General features: G+C 29.5%; 18 protein-coding genes. 7 read left to right on the top strand and 11 right to left on the bottom strand.

What is annotated here, in order from left to right; genetic code table 11:
• Positions 1–196 precede the first annotated feature (196 nt).
• Genes H2277_RS00005 through H2277_RS00020 form a run of 4 tightly spaced genes read right to left on the bottom strand, consistent with a single transcriptional unit; the run spans position 197 to position 3228 of the window.
• The gene (locus tag H2277_RS00005; RefSeq protein WP_337200375.1) at positions 197–427 is read right to left on the bottom strand and encodes a hypothetical protein; all 231 of its coding nucleotides are present in this window, start codon (positions 425–427) and stop codon (positions 197–199) included.
• A 42-nt stretch (positions 428–469) separates the two neighbouring features.
• On the bottom strand, positions 470–1810 hold the full coding sequence (radA, locus tag H2277_RS00010; protein ID WP_337200376.1) for a DNA repair protein RadA: 1341 nt from the start codon (positions 1808–1810) through the stop codon (positions 470–472).
• Positions 1811–2677 (bottom strand): signal recognition particle-docking protein FtsY, encoded by an 867-nt coding sequence (gene ftsY / locus H2277_RS00015; RefSeq protein ID WP_337200377.1) that lies wholly within the window; start codon positions 2675–2677, stop codon positions 1811–1813.
• Positions 2677–3228 carry a TlpA disulfide reductase family protein gene (locus tag H2277_RS00020; protein WP_337200378.1) on the bottom strand — a complete coding sequence of 184 codons (552 nt, stop codon included), beginning with the start codon at positions 3226–3228 and terminating at the stop codon, positions 2677–2679. Before H2277_RS00020 ends, ftsY begins: the two co-directional genes overlap by 1 nt.
• Positions 3229–3310: 82 nt before the next feature.
• On the opposite strand from H2277_RS00020, the gene H2277_RS00025 reads away from it, so the two are divergent.
• Genes H2277_RS00025 through H2277_RS00040 form a run of 4 tightly spaced genes read left to right on the top strand, consistent with a single transcriptional unit; the run spans position 3311 to position 7237 of the window.
• Positions 3311–3925 carry a 5-formyltetrahydrofolate cyclo-ligase gene (locus H2277_RS00025; RefSeq protein WP_337200379.1) on the top strand — a complete coding sequence of 205 codons (615 nt, stop codon included), beginning with the start codon at positions 3311–3313 and terminating at the stop codon, positions 3923–3925.
• On the top strand, positions 3858–5411 hold the full coding sequence (rny, locus tag H2277_RS00030; protein ID WP_337200380.1) for a ribonuclease Y: 1554 nt from the start codon (positions 3858–3860) through the stop codon (positions 5409–5411). Before H2277_RS00025 ends, rny begins: the two co-directional genes overlap by 68 nt.
• Before the next feature lie 9 nt (positions 5412–5420).
• Positions 5421–5978 (top strand): DedA family protein, encoded by a 558-nt coding sequence (locus H2277_RS00035; protein ID WP_337200381.1) that lies wholly within the window; start codon positions 5421–5423, stop codon positions 5976–5978.
• Positions 5975–7237, top strand: coding sequence for a ComEC/Rec2 family competence protein (locus H2277_RS00040; protein WP_407928545.1), 1263 nt, complete (start codon positions 5975–5977; stop codon positions 7235–7237). Before H2277_RS00035 ends, H2277_RS00040 begins: the two co-directional genes overlap by 4 nt.
• On the opposite strand, the gene H2277_RS00045 is transcribed toward H2277_RS00040, so the two are convergent.
• Genes H2277_RS00045 through H2277_RS00055 form a run of 3 tightly spaced genes read right to left on the bottom strand, consistent with a single transcriptional unit; the run spans position 7181 to position 10113 of the window.
• Positions 7181–7987 carry a YihY/virulence factor BrkB family protein gene (locus H2277_RS00045; RefSeq protein ID WP_337200383.1) on the bottom strand — a complete coding sequence of 269 codons (807 nt, stop codon included), beginning with the start codon at positions 7985–7987 and terminating at the stop codon, positions 7181–7183. The two genes, H2277_RS00040 and H2277_RS00045, sit on opposite strands and share 57 nt — an antisense overlap.
• Positions 7988–7999: 12 nt before the next feature.
• Positions 8000–9382, bottom strand: a complete 1383-nt coding sequence (locus H2277_RS00050) for an FAD-linked oxidase C-terminal domain-containing protein (RefSeq protein WP_337200384.1) — start codon at positions 9380–9382, stop codon at positions 8000–8002.
• Positions 9382–10113 carry a plasminogen-binding N-terminal domain-containing protein gene (locus H2277_RS00055; RefSeq protein ID WP_337200385.1) on the bottom strand — a complete coding sequence of 244 codons (732 nt, stop codon included), beginning with the start codon at positions 10111–10113 and terminating at the stop codon, positions 9382–9384. The genes H2277_RS00050 and H2277_RS00055 overlap by 1 nt, the downstream gene beginning before the upstream one ends.
• 122 nt (positions 10114–10235) lie before the next feature.
• On the opposite strand from H2277_RS00055, the gene H2277_RS00060 reads away from it, so the two are divergent.
• Positions 10236–11396 (top strand): peptidoglycan DD-metalloendopeptidase family protein, encoded by a 1161-nt coding sequence (locus H2277_RS00060; RefSeq protein ID WP_337200386.1) that lies wholly within the window; start codon positions 10236–10238, stop codon positions 11394–11396.
• Here H2277_RS00060 and H2277_RS00065 read toward each other — a convergent pair.
• Genes H2277_RS00065 through H2277_RS00080 form a run of 4 tightly spaced genes read right to left on the bottom strand, consistent with a single transcriptional unit; the run spans position 11393 to position 15399 of the window.
• The gene (locus tag H2277_RS00065; protein ID WP_337200387.1) at positions 11393–11596 is read right to left on the bottom strand and encodes a hypothetical protein; all 204 of its coding nucleotides are present in this window, start codon (positions 11594–11596) and stop codon (positions 11393–11395) included. The genes H2277_RS00060 and H2277_RS00065 overlap by 4 nt on opposite strands.
• A 3-nt stretch (positions 11597–11599) precedes the next feature.
• On the bottom strand, positions 11600–12280 hold the full coding sequence (locus H2277_RS00070; RefSeq protein ID WP_337200388.1) for a laccase domain-containing protein: 681 nt from the start codon (positions 12278–12280) through the stop codon (positions 11600–11602).
• The gene (gene ribE / locus H2277_RS00075; RefSeq protein ID WP_337200389.1) at positions 12244–12852 is read right to left on the bottom strand and encodes a riboflavin synthase; all 609 of its coding nucleotides are present in this window, start codon (positions 12850–12852) and stop codon (positions 12244–12246) included. The genes H2277_RS00070 and ribE overlap by 37 nt, the downstream gene beginning before the upstream one ends.
• 9 nt (positions 12853–12861) lie before the next feature.
• Positions 12862–15399 (bottom strand): hypothetical protein, encoded by a 2538-nt coding sequence (locus H2277_RS00080; protein WP_337200390.1) that lies wholly within the window; start codon positions 15397–15399, stop codon positions 12862–12864.
• Positions 15400–15565: 166 nt separating this feature from the next.
• Here H2277_RS00080 and groES point away from each other — a divergent pair, with 166 nt between their 5' ends.
• Positions 15566–15826, top strand: coding sequence for a co-chaperone GroES (groES, locus tag H2277_RS00085; RefSeq protein WP_137623986.1), 261 nt, complete (start codon positions 15566–15568; stop codon positions 15824–15826).
• Between the two features lie 19 nt (positions 15827–15845).
• On the top strand, positions 15846–17483 hold the full coding sequence (gene groL / locus H2277_RS00090; RefSeq protein WP_337200391.1) for a chaperonin GroEL: 1638 nt from the start codon (positions 15846–15848) through the stop codon (positions 17481–17483).
• Positions 17484–17506: the final 23 nt, after the last annotated feature.

Here is a 17506-nt window from a genome sequence, read left to right on the forward strand (position 1 = left end):
GATATTTTCAAGATTAATAAAATCTATTATATCTTTATTTTTTATAATATTAATTTTAAATAATTGCATTTTTGGTAATAGCATGAAATTTATTTTATTGTTATTTTTTTAGAATTAAAGGCGATAAACTAAATTATCTAAAATGATAATACATTTTTTTACTCGTGCAATTTACATATAAATTAAATCTTATTTTTCAATAATAAGATCTATTTAATACACTAAAGCTAAATTCTAATAAATTATTTTCTCTTGCTATTTTTCTAAATTCACTAGATATAAAAACAGCTATTTCATTATCTTTGATGGCTTTTAAAATCGAGTTGGTTTTTAAGGATGCTTTTCTAAGACTAAATTCCTCATTAAACGTATATCTATACTCAGAATTTCCATAGTCTAATATACCTAAAGAATTAATCGCGTGCATAATTTTACAATCATAATAAATTATTTTTTTACTTCTGATTTCTCACATCCATTCTAATACTTGACTAAGTTCCTTAGCCACAAAACATTTCAAACCCACATCTTCAATAGGTTTTGAAGGAATAATAGCATTTTTAAATTTTTGCATTTTTGCTTCTTTTAAACGAGTATCAAGACTAAAAACTTCTCTAATTTCACCATTTAAACTAAGCTCTCCGATAAAAACACTATCTTTACTTAAAGGACGATTTTTAAAACTCGAAATTATAGCTGCAACCACAGCCAAATCGGCTGCAGTTTCACTTACTCTAACGCCACCGCTGATATTTACAAACACATCATAATGCCCTAATGGAATTTCAAGTTTTCTTTCAAGTAAAGCCAAAAGCATATCAAGACGATTTTTTTCATAGCCTGTAGCACTGCGTTTTGGATAAGCACTTTCACAAACTAGAGCTTGCACTTCCAAAACTAAAGCGCGAGATCCTTCCATCACTACACCTAATGCACTTCCTGAAATGGCTCTTCCGCGAGTAAAAAAACGATTTGCGAGATCTTTTGCACTCACTAAACCCTTAGAAGTCATTTCAAAAATCCCTACTTCACTTGTCCCACCAAAACGATTTTTAAAGCCCCTTAAAAGTCTAATTTCTTTTGTTGCATCGCCTTCAAAATAAAGCACCACATCCACCATATGTTCTAAAACTCTAGGACCTGCTATAGATCCCTCTTTGGTGATATGCCCTATAATAAAAGTGCTTATATTAAAAGCCTTGCTCACTCTCATAAGTTCAAAAGTGATCTCACGCACCTGAGTAATGCTTCCTGCTGCGGAAGAAATTTTATTAGAATACAAAGTTTGTATGGAATCAATGATTAAAATTTCATAATCTTTTTTGTGCAATTCCTCTAAAATATTTTCAAGGCATAATTCAGTCAATAAAAATAGATCAGACGCATTTGCTTCAAGCCTATCTGCTCTTAATTTGATTTGTGCTTTGCTTTCTTCACCACTTACATAAAGAACTTTTTTACCTTTTTTGGCTAAATTTGAAGCAATTTTTAACAAAAGTGTTGATTTGCCAACACCAGGACTTCCCCCAATAAGAATCAAAGAGCCTTCAACCAATCCTCCGCCCAAAACCAAATCAAGCTCATCATCTCCTGTGCTTGATCTTGAAAAATGTTCAAGTTCTACATCTTCAATACATACAGCTTCACTAGCCTTTGAACTTGCTTTAGCCATTTCTTTTAAGACTTGAATTTGTTCAGTTTTTAACTCTACAAAACTATCCCAAGCACCACATTCTGGACATTTTCCTAACCATTTACTTTGTTGATTTCCACAAGCTTGGCATTCAAAAAGAATTTTATTTTTGGCCATTTATTCAAAAACACCCTCTAATAAAATATCTAAAAAACTATCCGGATTAAATTCGATTAAATCTTCCATTTTTTCGCCTACTCCTATATATAAAATAGGAAGTTCAAGCTCTCTTGCTATACCCAAAAGTGCTCCGCCTTTAGCTGTGCCATCTAGTTTGGTAATGATAACTCCATCAAGTTTAACAATTTCATTAAAAGCTTTAGCTTGTAAAATTCCCGCATTTCCTTGAGTTCCATCAAGAACTAAAATTTTTCTATGAGGGGCCCCTTCTAAGGCTTTGTTTGAAATTCTTACAATTTTTTCAAGCTCATTGGCTAAATTTTTTTGATTTTGTAAACGACCTGCCGTATCTATAATAACTTGATTAAAATTTTTAGCCTTGGCTTTGCTGATCGTATCAAATGCAACCGCTGAAGGATCGTGCCCTTGATTAGTAAGCACAATATCTACTCCAATTTTTTCAGACCAAAGGCGTAATTGTTCAATCGCACCCGCTCTAAAGGTATCACAAGCACCTAATATCACTTTTTGCTGTCTATTTTTATAAAGATAAGCAAGTTTGGCAATCGTTGTTGTTTTTCCTGCCCCATTAACCCCTAAAATTAACTCCACAAAAGGCTTAGAATTTACAATTTCAGGTTTATCATAAAGAAAATAAGAACGCATCACTCGTTTTAAGTCTTCTTTTTTAACCTCATTGCTAGGCGGTAAATAATAAATGATTTCTTCAACGATTTCATAACTTACATCAGATTCTAATAAAATTTCCTCAAGTAAATCTTTAGTTATTTTTTTACTATCACCCTTAATACTAATAATTCCTTCAAGGGTTTTTGAAAGTCCTTTTTTTATAAAATCAAACATTAAAATATAGCCTTTTGAATATCAACTTCTAACATTTCTTGAGGAATAAGACCTAAATATTCATTGATTAATTTAGAATATTTATCATATAAAAACATGGTAGGAATGCCATTAACACCTCCTAATGACTTTGCTAAAAGATAATTGTTTTCTCCATTAGCTATTTCATATACAATCTTATTTTCATCTTTAAATGCCTTGATATCTTCATCGCTTTTATCTTCGAGTAAAACGCCTACTATATTGATTTGGTCTTTATATTTATTTTGAAGATTATTTAAATAAGGAATTTCTGCAACACAAGGGGTACACCATGTAGTAAAAAACACAAATAAAGTTGCCTTATCAGTATCAAAAGTGATTTTTTCATTGCTTTTTTGAACCAAAATCGAATTTCCATCAATCAAATGAATATCAAAATTCACATCTTCGCCTTGTTCTAAATTTGCCTCTATATTTGCGCTTGTATTTTCATCTTTATCTTTTTGTTTATCATTGCTACAGGCTGCAAAAAAACAAATCATCAAAGTCAATAAAAATATTTTTTTCATAATCTTTTATTTCCTTATTCTCATTTAAAAAATGGTAAAATTATAACACAACTAAGATAATAAGTTTTTAAAAAGGCATATGATGCAAAAAATCCATTTTAGAGCTTTGCAAAAAACTAAATTAAAACGCCATCCAAATTTGTATTTTAAACAAGATTTTCAAATATTTCAAGAATGCTTTCATATCATTAAAAAATTAAAGGCAAAAAGAATCCTTATTTTTATTCCTTTAGCTTATGAACCAAATTTGGTTAAATTTCGTCATCTGCTTAGCAAAAAATGCATACTTTTCGCTCCATTTATGCAAGATAAAAGTTTAAAAATTGTAAAATTAAGGCTACCTTTTGTTAAAAAAAGGTTTGGAATATTAGAACCTATGAATTCTTTTTTAGAAGCTAAAATTGATCTAGCTATTGTCCCAGTTATCGGGATAGATAAAAATTTAAAAAGAATAGGACATGGGCAAGGTTTTTATGATAGATTTTTCGCAAATTTACATTATAAACCTAATATAATTTTTACTCAAAGTATCCATGCTTTGAGTGAGAAAGAAATCACTCAAGAACATGATATTATGGGTGAATTTTATATCAATCCTTATAGAAAATATTATAAGAAAGAAAGAAAAAATGATAGAGTCAATAATCGCATTTGTATCCGCTATAATAGGCATCGCAATCGGATACCTAATTGTTAAAAAAATTAATGATGCTAAATATGAAATTTTTGTTGAGCAAGCTAAAGCAAAAGCAAGAGCTATAGAGCACGAAGCTGAGCTTACTCTTAAAGATGCTAAAAATTCTATACTTAATGCAGAACTTGAGGCAAAGAAAAAATATGAAGATAAAATTCATAAAATTCAAAGAGACTATAATCAAAAATTTGACGAGTTATCCAAAAAAGAACAAAAACTTCAAATTCAAGAAGAAAAAATAAAAGAAAATGAAGAAAAACTCACGCACACTAAAAGACAAATTCAAGATTTGCATTTAGATGCTGAAAAAGTAAAAACTCAATATGAGTTAAAACTTCATGAACTACTTAATATTTTAGAATGTTCTACAGGACTAACCCAAGATGAAGCACGTGAAATTATCCTTAAAAAAGTCGAAGAAGCTTCACGCAGCCAAATCGCACACATAGTAAGAAAATATGAAGAAGAAGCCAAAAATGAAGCCAAAAGAAGAGCTAATTATATCCTAGCTCAAGCGACTTCGCGTTTTGCAGGAGAATTTGCCGCCGAAAGACTTATCAATGTGATCAATATCAAAAGTGATGAGTTAAAAGGGCGCATCATAGGCAAAGAAGGACGTAATGTAAAAACCTTAGAAATGGTTTTAGGAGTTGATATTATTATCGATGATACACCTGGAGCTATCATAGTAAGCTGCTTTAATCTTTATCGTCGTGCTATTGCTACAAAGGTGATAGAACTGCTTGTTCAAGATGGAAGAATTCAACCTGCACGTATAGAAGAAGTTCATGATAAAGTGTGTCAAGAATTTGAAAGCGCTATTTTAGAAGAAGGTCAAACCATCGTTATGGATTTAGGATTAAGTAAAGTTCATCCAGAGATTGTTAAATTGATTGGAAAACTTAAATATCGTGCAAGTTATGGGCAAAATGCTTTGACTCATTCTTTGGAAGTCGCTCATTTAGCAGGAATTATTGCAGCTGAATGCGGGGGTGATGAAAATTTAGCTAGAAGAGCTGGAATTTTACACGACATTGGAAAAGCTTTAACACATGATTATGAAGGCTCACATGTTGATTTAGGCGGAGAGCTTTGTAAGCGCTATCAAGAACATCCTGTGGTGATCAATGCGATTTATGCCCATCATGGACATGAAGAAGCAACAAGCATCGAAGCGGCTGCTGTATGTGCTGCTGATACCTTAAGCGCAGCAAGACCTGGCGCAAGACGAGAAGTTTTAGAAGCCTTCTTAAAAAGAGTCACAGAGCTAGAAGACATTGCAAAAAGCAAAGAAGGGATTAAAAATGCTTATGCTATCAATGCAGGTAGAGAAATTCGCGTCATTGCTAATGCAAGATTGATCAATGATGATGAAAGTGCTTTACTGGCTAAAGAAATTGCCAATGAAATTCAAGAAAAAATGCAATATCCTGGAGAAATTAAAGTTAATGTCATACGGGAATTAAGATCTATAGAATATGCTAAATAAGGACTTATAATGCAAGATATGGTTGACACTTTAATCCAATATGGTTATATAGTCCTGTTTTTTTATTCTTTAGGTGGTGGCATGGTTGGAATTTTAGCTGCTGGAATACTTTGTTCTCAAGGAAAAATGGAAATTGGCCTATGTATTTTTCTAGCTTTTTTAGGAAATACCTTAGGCTCTACTTTATTATTTATACTTGGAAAATATTACAAAAAAGACATCATGCCCTATTTTAAAAACCATCGACGCAAACTTGCACTAGCAACAATGAAAATTAAACAATACGGTATGATTTTACTTATCGTGCAAAAATTTATTTACGGATTAAAAACTTTCATACCAATAGCGGCTGGAATAGCAAAATATAATTTTACAAAATTTGCATTTATTAACGCTTTTGCGAGCTTAATTTGGTCAATCATCCTAGGTTTAGCAGCCTATATTTTTGGTCATATTATAGAAGAAATCTTTACCCAATTAGGAGAATATCCTTATATCGCTCCTCTTTTTTTATTAGCATTAGCTGGAATTATTTGGTTTTATTTGGCTAAATTTTCTAAAAAATAATGCTTTGGCGAAATTCTTTTTTTAATCATTTTAAAGAATTTCGCTATGTATTTTTGTTTGGAATCATTATTTTTGCTTTTAATATAGCTTTGCAATACTATAATTTTTCACTGTTTAAAAAAAATAAACACTATCTCATAGAAAATGCTATTCTCTTGCAAAATTATACAAAAAACAATAAAAAAAATAAAAAATATTGGATTTTAAAAATACAAACAAAAGATTTTGCTTTTTACACGACAAGTTTTAAAGATCTAAATTTGAGTAATAATCAACTTTTAAATTTAAAAATCATTACTGAAAATGTCACTTTTAAAGATTATCTTAGTCAAATTTTTTACGCGCCTAGTTATGATCTTGAAAAGCTAAAAATAAAGGAACAAAATGCCATTATTTCTTATTTTTTAAATCAACATACAAATCAAAAAATTCGCGAATTTTACGGGGCTTTATTTTTTGCATTGCCTATATCTAAAGATTTAAGAAATGATGTTAATTATTACGGAATTGCTCATTTAATTGCTATTAGTGGATATCATATCGGTCTTATTTTTAGTTTGATATTTTTTATCCTAACTCCAATTTATAGCTTTTTTCAAAAAAAATATTTTCCTTATAGAAATCTGCGTTTTGATTTAAGTATTTTAATTTTTATTTTGCTTTTTTCTTATACCTATCTTATAGGCTTTGTTCCTTCTTATGTGCGTTCTTTAACTATGGCTATTTTTGGATTTTATCTTATTTGTAAAAATATCAAAGTGCTTAATTTTTTCACACTTTTTACTAGTGTTTTTATTTGTATTTGTTGCTATCCTAAGCTTTTATTTAGCGTGGGATTTTTATTTTCCATCATGGGAGTTTTTTATATTTTTTTATATTTACATCATTTTTCAAAATCTTTTAACGCTTTTTTTAATGTCCTTTTTTTAAATATATGGACTTTTTTTGCTATGACTTTACCTGTTATTTATTTCTTTCCATTGATTAGTTATCAACAAATTTTATCCATATTTTTAAGCGCTATCTTTGTAATATTTTATCCCTTAAGTTTGATTTTACATTTTATTGGAATTGGAGATCTATTTGATTTTGCATTGAAAGAATTTTTTGATTTTAAATTTTATGCAAACAATGTTCAAATTCCATTTTGGATTTTTATCAGTTATCTTGGAGCTTCGCTTTTGTCAATTCGTTTTAAATTATTAGCTCTTTTTTGTATTTTTTCTAACCTTCTTCCCTTCATTATCATTGTGATTTAGAAAAAAATAAACCTTAAGTCCAAAAAGGTAAATTATCCAAGAAATATAAATCCAAATAAAGAAAAAAAGTATAGTAGAAAAAGATCCATAAACACTTGCATAGGTTTTATTATAAACTATATAATAAACAAATAAATTCTTTCCGATATACCAAATAGCACTTGCGCTAAAGGATACAAGAAATAAACTTTTCAAAGAGCTTTTATACACAGAACTCGAATAAGATATAAAAAATAAGCCCCAAACAATCACAAAGGGTAAAATTTCAAAAAAATTAAATCCTATTTTATAATCATCCAAAGTTTGTTGAATAAAACCAGAAATATAAAAACTAAGCCCGAGTCCCAAAGGAACAAGAGTCAATAAAGTCCAATAAGAACTAATGCTTTGCCAAATTCCTTTAGGTTCGCTTTTAGTGATACGATTAATAACAAAATCATAACCAGAAAAAAACGCTAAGGAAGTAAAAGTCATCGCTATAAGACCGACTATACCTAAATTAACACTATTTTTTAAAAAAGTATCTAAATAAGTAGCCACTATATCTTGTTGCGCAGGAATTAAAAAAGCAAAAATAACGCGCTTAGCTTTTTCATAATACATTTTAAAACTTGAAATTTGAGTAAAAACAGAAAAACATATAAATAAAATCGGAATTAAAGATAATATAGTATAAAAACTAAGTGCAGCAGCATAATTTAAAATTTCTTTATCACGAATACTCAATAAAATATTAAAAATTCTTTTCAAATTTTCATTCCTTTAAAGTCCCATTTTGAAAGGGTTAAGTATGTTGTTTGGATCAAAAGCTTTTTTTATATTTCTCATTAAATTCATTTCAGTATCAGAAAATGCCAAATTCATAAAAGATGCCTTTGAAATTCCTATGCCATGCTCCCCGCTTAAAGTCCCGCCTAGTTTAATTGTAAGTTTAAAAAGCTCTTCTACGGCTAAATATCCTTTTTTAACCTGCTCTTGATCATTTTTATCTTCAACCATAATATTAGTATGCACATTGCCATCACCTGCATGACCAAAACAAGGAATTTTAAAACCATATTTTTCTGAAATTTCAGCAATACCTTCTAACAAATCAGGAAGTTTTGACCTTGGAACAGTGATATCTTCATTTAATTTTAAATTTCCATACATAGCAATACTTTGAGAGCAATTTTTTCTAGCAAACCATATATCTTTAGCCTCTTTTTCATCTCTAGCGATCTTAAATTCACTTGCTTTTTCTTCTAAAAAATAATGCTTTATTATTTTCAAATCCTCATTAATAGATGCCTCAATATTACCATCCACCTCAACAACCAAAATCGCTCCAGCATTTATAGGCAATCCTATATTAAATTTAGTCTCCACCGCATAAATGCTAAGATTATCTAAAAATTCCATTGAAGCAGGAGTAACTCCACTTGCTAGAGTTTTAAAAACGGCATTCATAGCACTTTTTACATTTGGGAAAACTCCCATGGCTGTTTTTTTAAATTTAGGCAAAGCAACTAATTTCAATGTTAACTCACTAAACACCGCTAAAGAACCCTCGCTAGCGATTAAAATTCCAGCTAAATTATAACCTGCAACATCTTTTACAGTCCGTTTGCCTGCGGAAATTATCTCTCCATTTGGCAAAACCGCTCTTAAAGCTAAAAGATAATCTTTTGTAATTCCATATTTTGTTGCACGCATTCCACCAGCATTTTCACTGACATTGCCCCCTAAGCTTGAATGCTCCATGCTAGCAGGATCAGGCGGATAAAAAAGTCCATATTTGGCAATTTCTTTTTGTAAATGTATATTTATAACGCCTGGTTGAACAACGGCAACTAAATTATCTAAATCGATTTCTAAAATTTTATTCATATGCTTTTCAAAAGCTAAAATCAAACCACCATTAACAGCCAAAGAACCTCCACTCATACCAGTTCCTGCACCGCGTGGAACTACAATGATACCTTTATCATTGCAAAATCTTAAAATGTTAGAAATATCTTCTTCGTTTCTTGGAAAAAGCACGCCATCAGGCAGATAATGATTTTTAGTTGCATCATAACTATAAGCAATTTTGTGTATTTGATCAAAATAAGCATTTTCTTTGCCTAAAAGTTTGATAAAATATTGCTTAAATTCTTCTTTCATTAATCCGATAAAACCTTAGAAAAATCAATTAAAGCATTATAATAACGGTAATAATCATTCATCTCTTGTGCATTAAAATCAAAAAAGTTAGTTTTATATCCACTCACGCGAGAATAAAAAGGAATTTGCACACTAGAGGCTTTTTCAATAGGAAATTCATAAAGTTCATTGAAATTTTGACAATCAATGATTTTAGCTTTATTCTCTAAAGCAAAAATTAAAACGCCCACCGCATTATCTGCACAAAATTTCCTAAAATCACTACGCTTTGGTGCAACAGTAGAACTTCTAATTAATTGTGCTCCAAAAATATCTATATGAGTAAAATAAATTTGAGGAAAATCCGATACCAAATCTTTATAAGTTTTTTCATCTGGAGCGATGATCATTCCTCTATCATAAAGAAAATTTAAAACCACTTCATCACCACTTTGAGGTAAAACATTTGGTAAAGGCAAGGCTTCTTGTTTTAAATCTGAAAAAACACTAAATTCTAATTTTGCAAGACCATTTTCTTTCGCAATCACACTTGCTCTAGCTATAATGCTTTTAGAATTTTTAAATTGTTGTAATACAACACCACTAGAATTGATTTGAATTTCTGAACTATCCTTGATATAACCATAAATATCATCTACTTTTAAAAGTTCTGTTTTAAAAGGCTTTAAATCGAAATTTGCAGCAAATAAAGTAAGATTTAATGTTAGAAAAAGTGCTATAAATCTAAGCAAATTTTGCTCCTTTAAAAAATAATTTTATGTAATTATATTCCTTTTTTGTTAAGCAATTGTAAGAAAAATAAAGTAAAATATAGATTTTAAATTTTCAAAATCTATAAAAATCAAGGTTTTTTATGAGAAAAATTTTACTTTTATTTGTATTTGTTATCCAAAGTTTTGCTGCCTTAAGTGTTGAAGAATTGACTTGGGATAATGGAGATACTTTACTTAAATTTTTACAACGAAATTCTATTCCTATGTCACTTTATTATGGACTTGATAAAGAAGATCAAGAGCTTGCTTCTGACATACTTTATAAAACAAGATATCAAATTTTAAAAGATGATAATAACAATATAGAGCAAGTTTTAATTCCAATAAGCGATGATTTGCAAATTCATATTTATAAAAATAAAAATAATCAATATGCACTAACCTTTACTCCAATCATTTATCAAATTGATAATAGAATTTTACACCTAACCATTAAAAATTCAGCCTATCAAGATGTGTATGAAGAAAGTGGAAGTAGTACTTTAGCTCGTGCAATGGTTCGAGCTTTTAAAGGGATTAATTTTAGAAATATCCAAAAAGGAGACGAAATAACCCTTTATTATGAGCAAAAAAGACGTATGGGGAAACTATGGGGAGATATTACAATTAAAATGGCTACAGTTGAAATTAATAAAAACACCCAAGAGATCTTCTCCTATAATGATACTTTTTATGATCGAAAAGGTAGAGAATTGGATAATTTTTTACTGACAAAACCTGTTAATTATATAAGAATTTCTTCTCCTTTTAGTACTGCAAGATATCATCCTATACTTAAACGTTACCGCGCACATCTTGGTATAGACTATGCTGCACCTACTGGCACACCTGTTAAAAGTGCTGGTAAAGGAACGATTATTTTTGTTGGAACAAAAGGGGGATATGGAAACGTTGTACAGGTAAAACATGAAGGAGGATACACGACTTTATATGCGCATTTAAGTCGTTTTGCCAAAATAAAAACAGGCCAAAGGGTCAATCAAGGACAAATTATTGCTTATGTGGGATCAACAGGAATGAGCACAGGCCCTCATTTACATTTTGGAGTGTATCTTAACAATAAAGCTATCAATCCGACCTCAGTTGTAAAAATCGCTAAGTCTGAATTAAAAGGAAAACAAAAAAAGGAATTTGAAAACACTATAGCCCAATATGAAAAAACTGTTCAGGAGGCTTTAAACAATCACCAACCAAATCCTCCAAAAGAAGAAGATTTTGAAAATTATATAGAATTAAATTAATTGCTAAGCAAAGCCTTGTCTTTAGCTTTTATTAAAGAATTTAAAAGAGCGATCAGCTCTTCTTTTTCTTTAGATTCTATTTCGTTAAAAACTAAATTAACAAGCTGATGAACTAAAATTTCATTGCATAGATCCAAATCACCAAATTCTCTAGCCTTTTGAATAATCTTTAAAACCCTTAAATCTTTTTTTTCATACATTATTCAATCCTTTAAATAAATCACACTCGCAAAACGTTTTTGTGTTTTATTTCTACGATAAGAAAAAAAATCTTTATTTTCAAAGCTGCAAATTTCAGAGTCTAAAATATGATTTATATTTAAATTTTTAGCTTGAAATTTGACTAAAGATTTCAAATCTAACCGATTATCTGATAAAAAATCTTTAAAATTTTGCTGTGAAAAATTTAAAATATCTCCACTAATTTCATAATTTTTCCAGCAAATACTTGGCATGATAAAAAGATGAAATTTAGTTTTATCTAAATTTGGATTTTCTAAAATAATCTTATCTACACATTTTTTTAAAATATTTTCAAAACTTCCTTTTCTACCAGAATGCAAAGCCGCTATAATACCATCTTCATGATACAATAACAAAGGTAAGCAATCAGCACTTAAAACACAAAGTGCAGTATTTGTTTTTTTAGTGATTAAACCATCACAAGTTAGATCTTTTAAATTTGTATCATAATTTTGCACCAAATCAGAATGAATTTGATCCATAAAAACACATTCTAAAATACCCTCAAAACCTAAATGAGAAAATAAATTTTGCTTAAAAGAATTAGCTCTAAAAATATTATAATCTTGATCATAAGCACAAAAAACACTTACTTTTTCATTGTCTAATAAAGATAAGAAATTTTGTCTATTTCTTTCCATGATATTTCCTTGGTGTCTTTTAGTTGTGCGTGTATATATCTAGCAAGTAAGTCAGTTTCGATATTGATTTTTCTACCTACCTTATATCCTTTAAAAAGAGTTTCTTTAAAAGTAATAGGAATAATAGTCAATCTAATCTGATTTTCAAAAACCTCATTCACAGTCAAACTCACCCCATCAATCCCTATACTACCTTTAGAGGCAACAAATTTCATCGCATCTTTAGGTAAGGAAATAAAAAAATCCACTCCATTTTCATCTTGATGAATTTTTTCTAGTGTTCCTATAAAATCAATATGTCCTTGCATTAAATGTCCATCGATTCTATCTCCAAACCTTAAAGCCGGCTCTATATGGACATTTTCTTTTAAATTTTGCACCGCTATATGCAAACGACTTTCATGAGAAAGTTCAACCTCAAAACCATTGTGATAAATTTTTGTTACACTTAAACAAGCTCCATTAACAGCTATGCTATCCCCTAAATTGGGTTTATGATGCGCTTTTAATCTTAAAATATTATTCTGATAAGATACAACCTGTGCAATTTCTCTTATAAGGCCATTAAACATTGAAATTCCTTAAAATATCTTGTTAATTATCTTATTAATTGCTTTGTCCACTTTTTTATTTTTATCTGTAGTATCATTATTTTTTACACCAAATATATTTTTTACAGAATCAACAACACTGCTTGCATCTAATTTTATTTTAGGATTATCAGTTGTTCCTGTAATATTTCCTTTAAAATCAACCTTATCGATTTTGGCACTAAAAGGAAGATTTAAAGAACCGCTTTTTGAATTAAGCTCTCCTGAATTTATAAGAATACTGGCATTATCAGCTTGCATATTTAAATTTAGTTTTATATTTTCTTTATTGATTAATGCTTTTGCGTTTGCTGTATGAAAAACTTCTTGAGTAAAATCTTTAAAAGTTAAAACTTTTAACGCCGTTGTAATTGCATTTGGCTTAAGTTTTCCTTCTTTGATATCTAAATTGACCTCACCTTTCTCATTTAATATATCATAATTTGCTTTTACATTAGCCTTGCCTTGATAAACATCCATAATACCTATTCCTTGAGCTAAAGTATCTAAATCTACATTGTTTAAATCAGCATTAATAATATTATCTTTTAAAATTGCGTTTAAAGCTCCGTTGAATAAATTTTTACTCATGATATTAAAATTGAAAGTTTTATCATAGCTAACATCACCATTAAAACTCGCAGAACCTTTAAGTTTTCTATCTAGCAAAAATCCTAATTTAGAAAAATCATTGACATCTAAAATAAAATCAGATTTTAAATTTATTTTATTAATATCAAAACTGCCTTTTAAATGTGTAAGATTAACTAAGGTAGAATTTAAAGCATTGTCAAATTGGGCGATATTATTTTTTAAAATTATATTTGAATTTAGATCATAATTTACATTATTTGGAAATTTTTTATCTAAAATTTTACTTAAAATCACAGAATTTAAAATACCTTTGACTTTTAAATTCAAATTACCATTTAAATTTTTAAAATCAACATTATCCAAATGTGCTTTTGCATTAATATCTCCACTTGCATAATTTGGCATACCTACAATCACTAAAAGCTTTGAAAGATCAAGTTTATTAATATCTAAATCTAATTTTTCACCATTAGAATTTGCTTTTATAATTCCATTGGCAATATTTGCATCCGCGCTTAAATTTTTTATCTGAGATCCTATAAGATGGGCTTTTGCGTTTAACTCTGCATTACCTTGTAGTTTTTGTCCTGCAATAGCGCTAAATTGGGATAAATCATCGATAAAAGAATTTAAATCTGTATTAAGTTCTTTATTTTTTAGATTGTAAGTTCCGGATAATTTTTTGATATTTAATAAATTAGAAGCCAAAATCGCATTATAAGCAATATTGCTATTTTTACCAACTGCTTTTGCATTAAAACTAAAGCTTGTATTTGGAAGTTCTATATGGGCGATTTTTTTAAGCTCCTCAGTGTTTATTTTTGCATTATTGATTTTTGCTTCAGCACTAAAATTTGCAAAATCAAGTCCTGTGCTGTTTAAATTAGCATTCAAATTACCATTGATCAAGCTACCATATCCAGCAATGGCTAAAATTTTTCCTAAATCTGCATTATCAATTTGAGCGAGTAATTGATTATTTTTAAAACCGGCCTTAATTTCACCGCCCAATCCTATAACATTGGCATTCAAAGTTTGTAAGGAATTGTTCGCCAAACTTAAGTCTCCTACGGTTTGTAAATTACCATTTAATTTTGTTTTTGTCAGTTTTTCAAGTTTAGCCAGACTAGGAATTTTTAAATCAAAATCAGTAAAAAGAGTATTATCGAATAAATTATATAAAGTTTTTTGGGTTTGTAAATTTAAATAATCATTATAAATCTTACTTATAGCATAAATTTTATCGTCTTTTACATTTGCCAAAATTTGAGCTTTTAAATTTGAATTTTCAGGTAAGTCTAATCCAAATTCTTTTTTAATCATAGCATAGTTTATATAACTATTATCAAGTTTTATTATAATATTCCCATTAGGTTTTAAATCTTTTGCACTGATTTTACTTGCTATATCTAAAGTTCCTTTTGCTAAATTTGCTCGACCAAAAAGTCCTAGCAATTCTGAAATTTGCACATCTTGGGCACTTAAATTTAAAGCAATAGGAGAATAATCATAAATGCGTGCATTTAATAAAACATCAGATCCAAACAAATAACCTTTACCATTAGCTGTAAAATTACTTGCTTTGCCTTGAATTTTCCCTCCAAAAGCCAAATTTTCTTTTAAATTTAAACCTAAATTTTGAGCATAATTTTTATTTAATTTAACGATATAATCAAGATCAAAACCTAATTTAAAAAAATTTAATTTTCCATACACATTAAGATTAACCATATTGGCTAAACTAAGCTGAAGATCAACATTAGAAAAACGAAGTTTAAAACGCGTAATATTTACATCAAGTCCAGAACTTTCTTTAATCTTATTTTGAGCTATATTGGCAACGATACTATTACCAAAGCCTGTAAATAATATCACATAAGAAGCTATTATAAGCACCACAATTAAAGCAAGTATTGTATAGAAAATTTTTTTCATTTTTTATCCTTATAAGTTAATTTATAAAAAAACTTTAGTCAATTTAACTCAAGTTATATAAATATTTTTACTAAAAGTATTGACAAAATTCATTTTTTATAGTATGATTTTATCACTCTAAATTAAAGAGTGCTAGAAATCAATATTATATTAAGGATGGACAAAAATGAATTTTCAACCTTTAGGAAAACGTGTTTTAATCAAACGCGTAGAAGAAACTAAAACAACATCTTCAGGTATAATTATACCAGATAATGCTAAAGAAAAACCACTAATGGGAGAGGTAATTGCAGTAAGCAAAGAAATAAGTGATATATCAAGTGGAGATAAAATTATGTTTTCCAAATACGGTGGAACCGAAATTAAACTTGATAATGATGAGTATCTAGTACTAAATATAGATGATATTTTAGGAATTTTAAAATAATTTAAAAAAAGGATCAACGATGGCAAAAGAAATTATTTTTTCAGATGAGGCAAGAAATAAACTTTATGAGGGCGTTAAAAAATTAAATGACGCTGTAAAAGTAACTATGGGACCGAGAGGTCGCAATGTTTTAATCCAAAAAAGTTTTGGTGCTCCAACAATTACAAAAGATGGTGTTAGTGTTGCTAAAGAAGTTGAATTAAAAGATTCTTTAGAGAATATGGGTGCTTCTTTGGTAAGAGAAGTTGCAAGTAAAACAGCTGATCAAGCAGGTGATGGAACAACAACTGCAACTGTTTTAGCTCATGCTATTTTCAAAGAAGGTTTAAGAAATATCACAGCAGGAGCTAACCCTATCGAAGTTAAACGCGGTATGGATAAAGCTTGTGAAGCTATTATAGATGAACTTAAAAAACTTTCTCGTGAAGTTAAAGATAAAAAAGAAATAGCTCAAGTCGCTACTATTTCAGCAAATTCTGATGAAAAAATCGGAAATTTAATTGCTGATGCTATGGAAAAAGTAGGTAAAGACGGCGTGATAACTGTTGAAGAAGCTAAATCAATTAATGATGAATTAAATGTTGTTGAGGGTATGCAATTTGATAGAGGATATTTAAGCCCTTATTTTATCACAAATGCTGATAAAATGTTAGTAGAACTTTCAAATCCTTATATTTTACTTTATGATAAAAAAATATCAAGCTTAAAAGATTTATTGCCAATTTTAGAGCAAATTCAAAAAACAGGCAAACCTCTTTTAATCATCGCTGAAGATATTGAAGGTGAAGCACTTGCAACCTTAGTTGTTAATAAACTCAGAGGTGTTTTAAATATTTCAGCTGTAAAGGCACCTGGTTTTGGAGATAGAAGAAAAGCTATGCTTGAAGATATTGCTATTTTAACAGGCGGAGAAGTGATTTCTGAAGAACTTGGAAGAACTTTAGAAAGCGCAACCTTAGAAGATCTAGGACAAGCTTCAAGCGTAATTATTGACAAAGATAATACAACTATCGTAAATGGCGTAGGTGAAAAAGCAAATATTGATGCAAGAATCAATCAAATTAAAGCTCAAATTGCTGAAACAACAAGTGATTATGATAAAGAAAAATTACAAGAAAGACTTGCAAAATTAAGCGGTGGTGTAGCTTTAATCAAAGTTGGAGCTGCAACTGAAACTGAAATGAAAGAGAAAAAAGATCGTGTTGATGATGCTTTAAGCGCAACAAAAGCTGCTGTTGAAGAAGGTATAGTAATTGGTGGTGGCGCTGCACTTATCAAAGCAAAATCAAAAATCAAACTAGATCTTAAAGGTGATGAAGCTATTGGAGCTGCAATAGTAGAAAGAGCTTTAAGAGCGCCTTTGAAACAAATTGCTGAAAATGCTGGTTTTGATGCAGGCGTTGTTGTTAATACTGTAGAAAATACAAAAGACGAAAATACAGGTTTTGATGCCGCTAAAGGCGAATATGTAGATATGTTTGCCTCTGGTATTATCGATCCTGTTAAAGTAGAAAGAGTTGCTTTGCTTAATGCAGTATCTGTAGCAAGCATGCTTTTAACAACTGAAGCAACTATCAGTGAAATTAAAGAAGATAAACCTGCTATGCCTGATATGAGCGGTATGGGTGGAATGGGAGGTATGGGTGGAATGATGTAATTTCCATCTAAGCTAAAATCAAG

Source organism: Campylobacter sp. W0014, from assembly GCF_020135975.1.
GTDB lineage: Bacteria > Campylobacterota > Campylobacteria > Campylobacterales > Campylobacteraceae > Campylobacter_D.

Bases quoted from the DNA above. Each gene is read 5' to 3' on its own strand.
- H2277_RS00005 (WP_337200375.1), bottom strand. From the start codon at position 427: ATGCACGCGATTAATTCTTTAGGTATATTAGACTATGGAAATTCTGAG.
- radA (WP_337200376.1), bottom strand. From the start codon at position 1,810: ATGGCCAAAAATAAAATTCTTTTTGAATGCCAAGCTTGTGGAAATCAA.
- ftsY (WP_337200377.1), bottom strand. From the start codon at position 2,677: ATGTTTGATTTTATAAAAAAAGGACTTTCAAAAACCCTTGAAGGAATT.
- H2277_RS00020 (WP_337200378.1), bottom strand. From the start codon at position 3,228: ATGAAAAAAATATTTTTATTGACTTTGATGATTTGTTTTTTTGCAGCC.
- H2277_RS00025 (WP_337200379.1), top strand. From the start codon at position 3,311: ATGCAAAAAATCCATTTTAGAGCTTTGCAAAAAACTAAATTAAAACGC.
- rny (WP_337200380.1), top strand. From the start codon at position 3,858: ATGATAGAGTCAATAATCGCATTTGTATCCGCTATAATAGGCATCGCA.
- H2277_RS00035 (WP_337200381.1), top strand. From the start codon at position 5,421: ATGCAAGATATGGTTGACACTTTAATCCAATATGGTTATATAGTCCTG.
- H2277_RS00050 (WP_337200384.1), bottom strand. From the start codon at position 9,382: ATGAAAGAAGAATTTAAGCAATATTTTATCAAACTTTTAGGCAAAGAA.
- H2277_RS00060 (WP_337200386.1), top strand. From the start codon at position 10,236: ATGAGAAAAATTTTACTTTTATTTGTATTTGTTATCCAAAGTTTTGCT.
- H2277_RS00065 (WP_337200387.1), bottom strand. From the start codon at position 11,596: ATGTATGAAAAAAAAGATTTAAGGGTTTTAAAGATTATTCAAAAGGCT.
- H2277_RS00070 (WP_337200388.1), bottom strand. From the start codon at position 12,280: ATGGAAAGAAATAGACAAAATTTCTTATCTTTATTAGACAATGAAAAA.
- ribE (WP_337200389.1), bottom strand. From the start codon at position 12,852: ATGTTTAATGGCCTTATAAGAGAAATTGCACAGGTTGTATCTTATCAG.
- H2277_RS00080 (WP_337200390.1), bottom strand. From the start codon at position 15,399: ATGAAAAAAATTTTCTATACAATACTTGCTTTAATTGTGGTGCTTATA.
- groES (WP_137623986.1), top strand. From the start codon at position 15,566: ATGAATTTTCAACCTTTAGGAAAACGTGTTTTAATCAAACGCGTAGAA.
- groL (WP_337200391.1), top strand. From the start codon at position 15,846: ATGGCAAAAGAAATTATTTTTTCAGATGAGGCAAGAAATAAACTTTAT.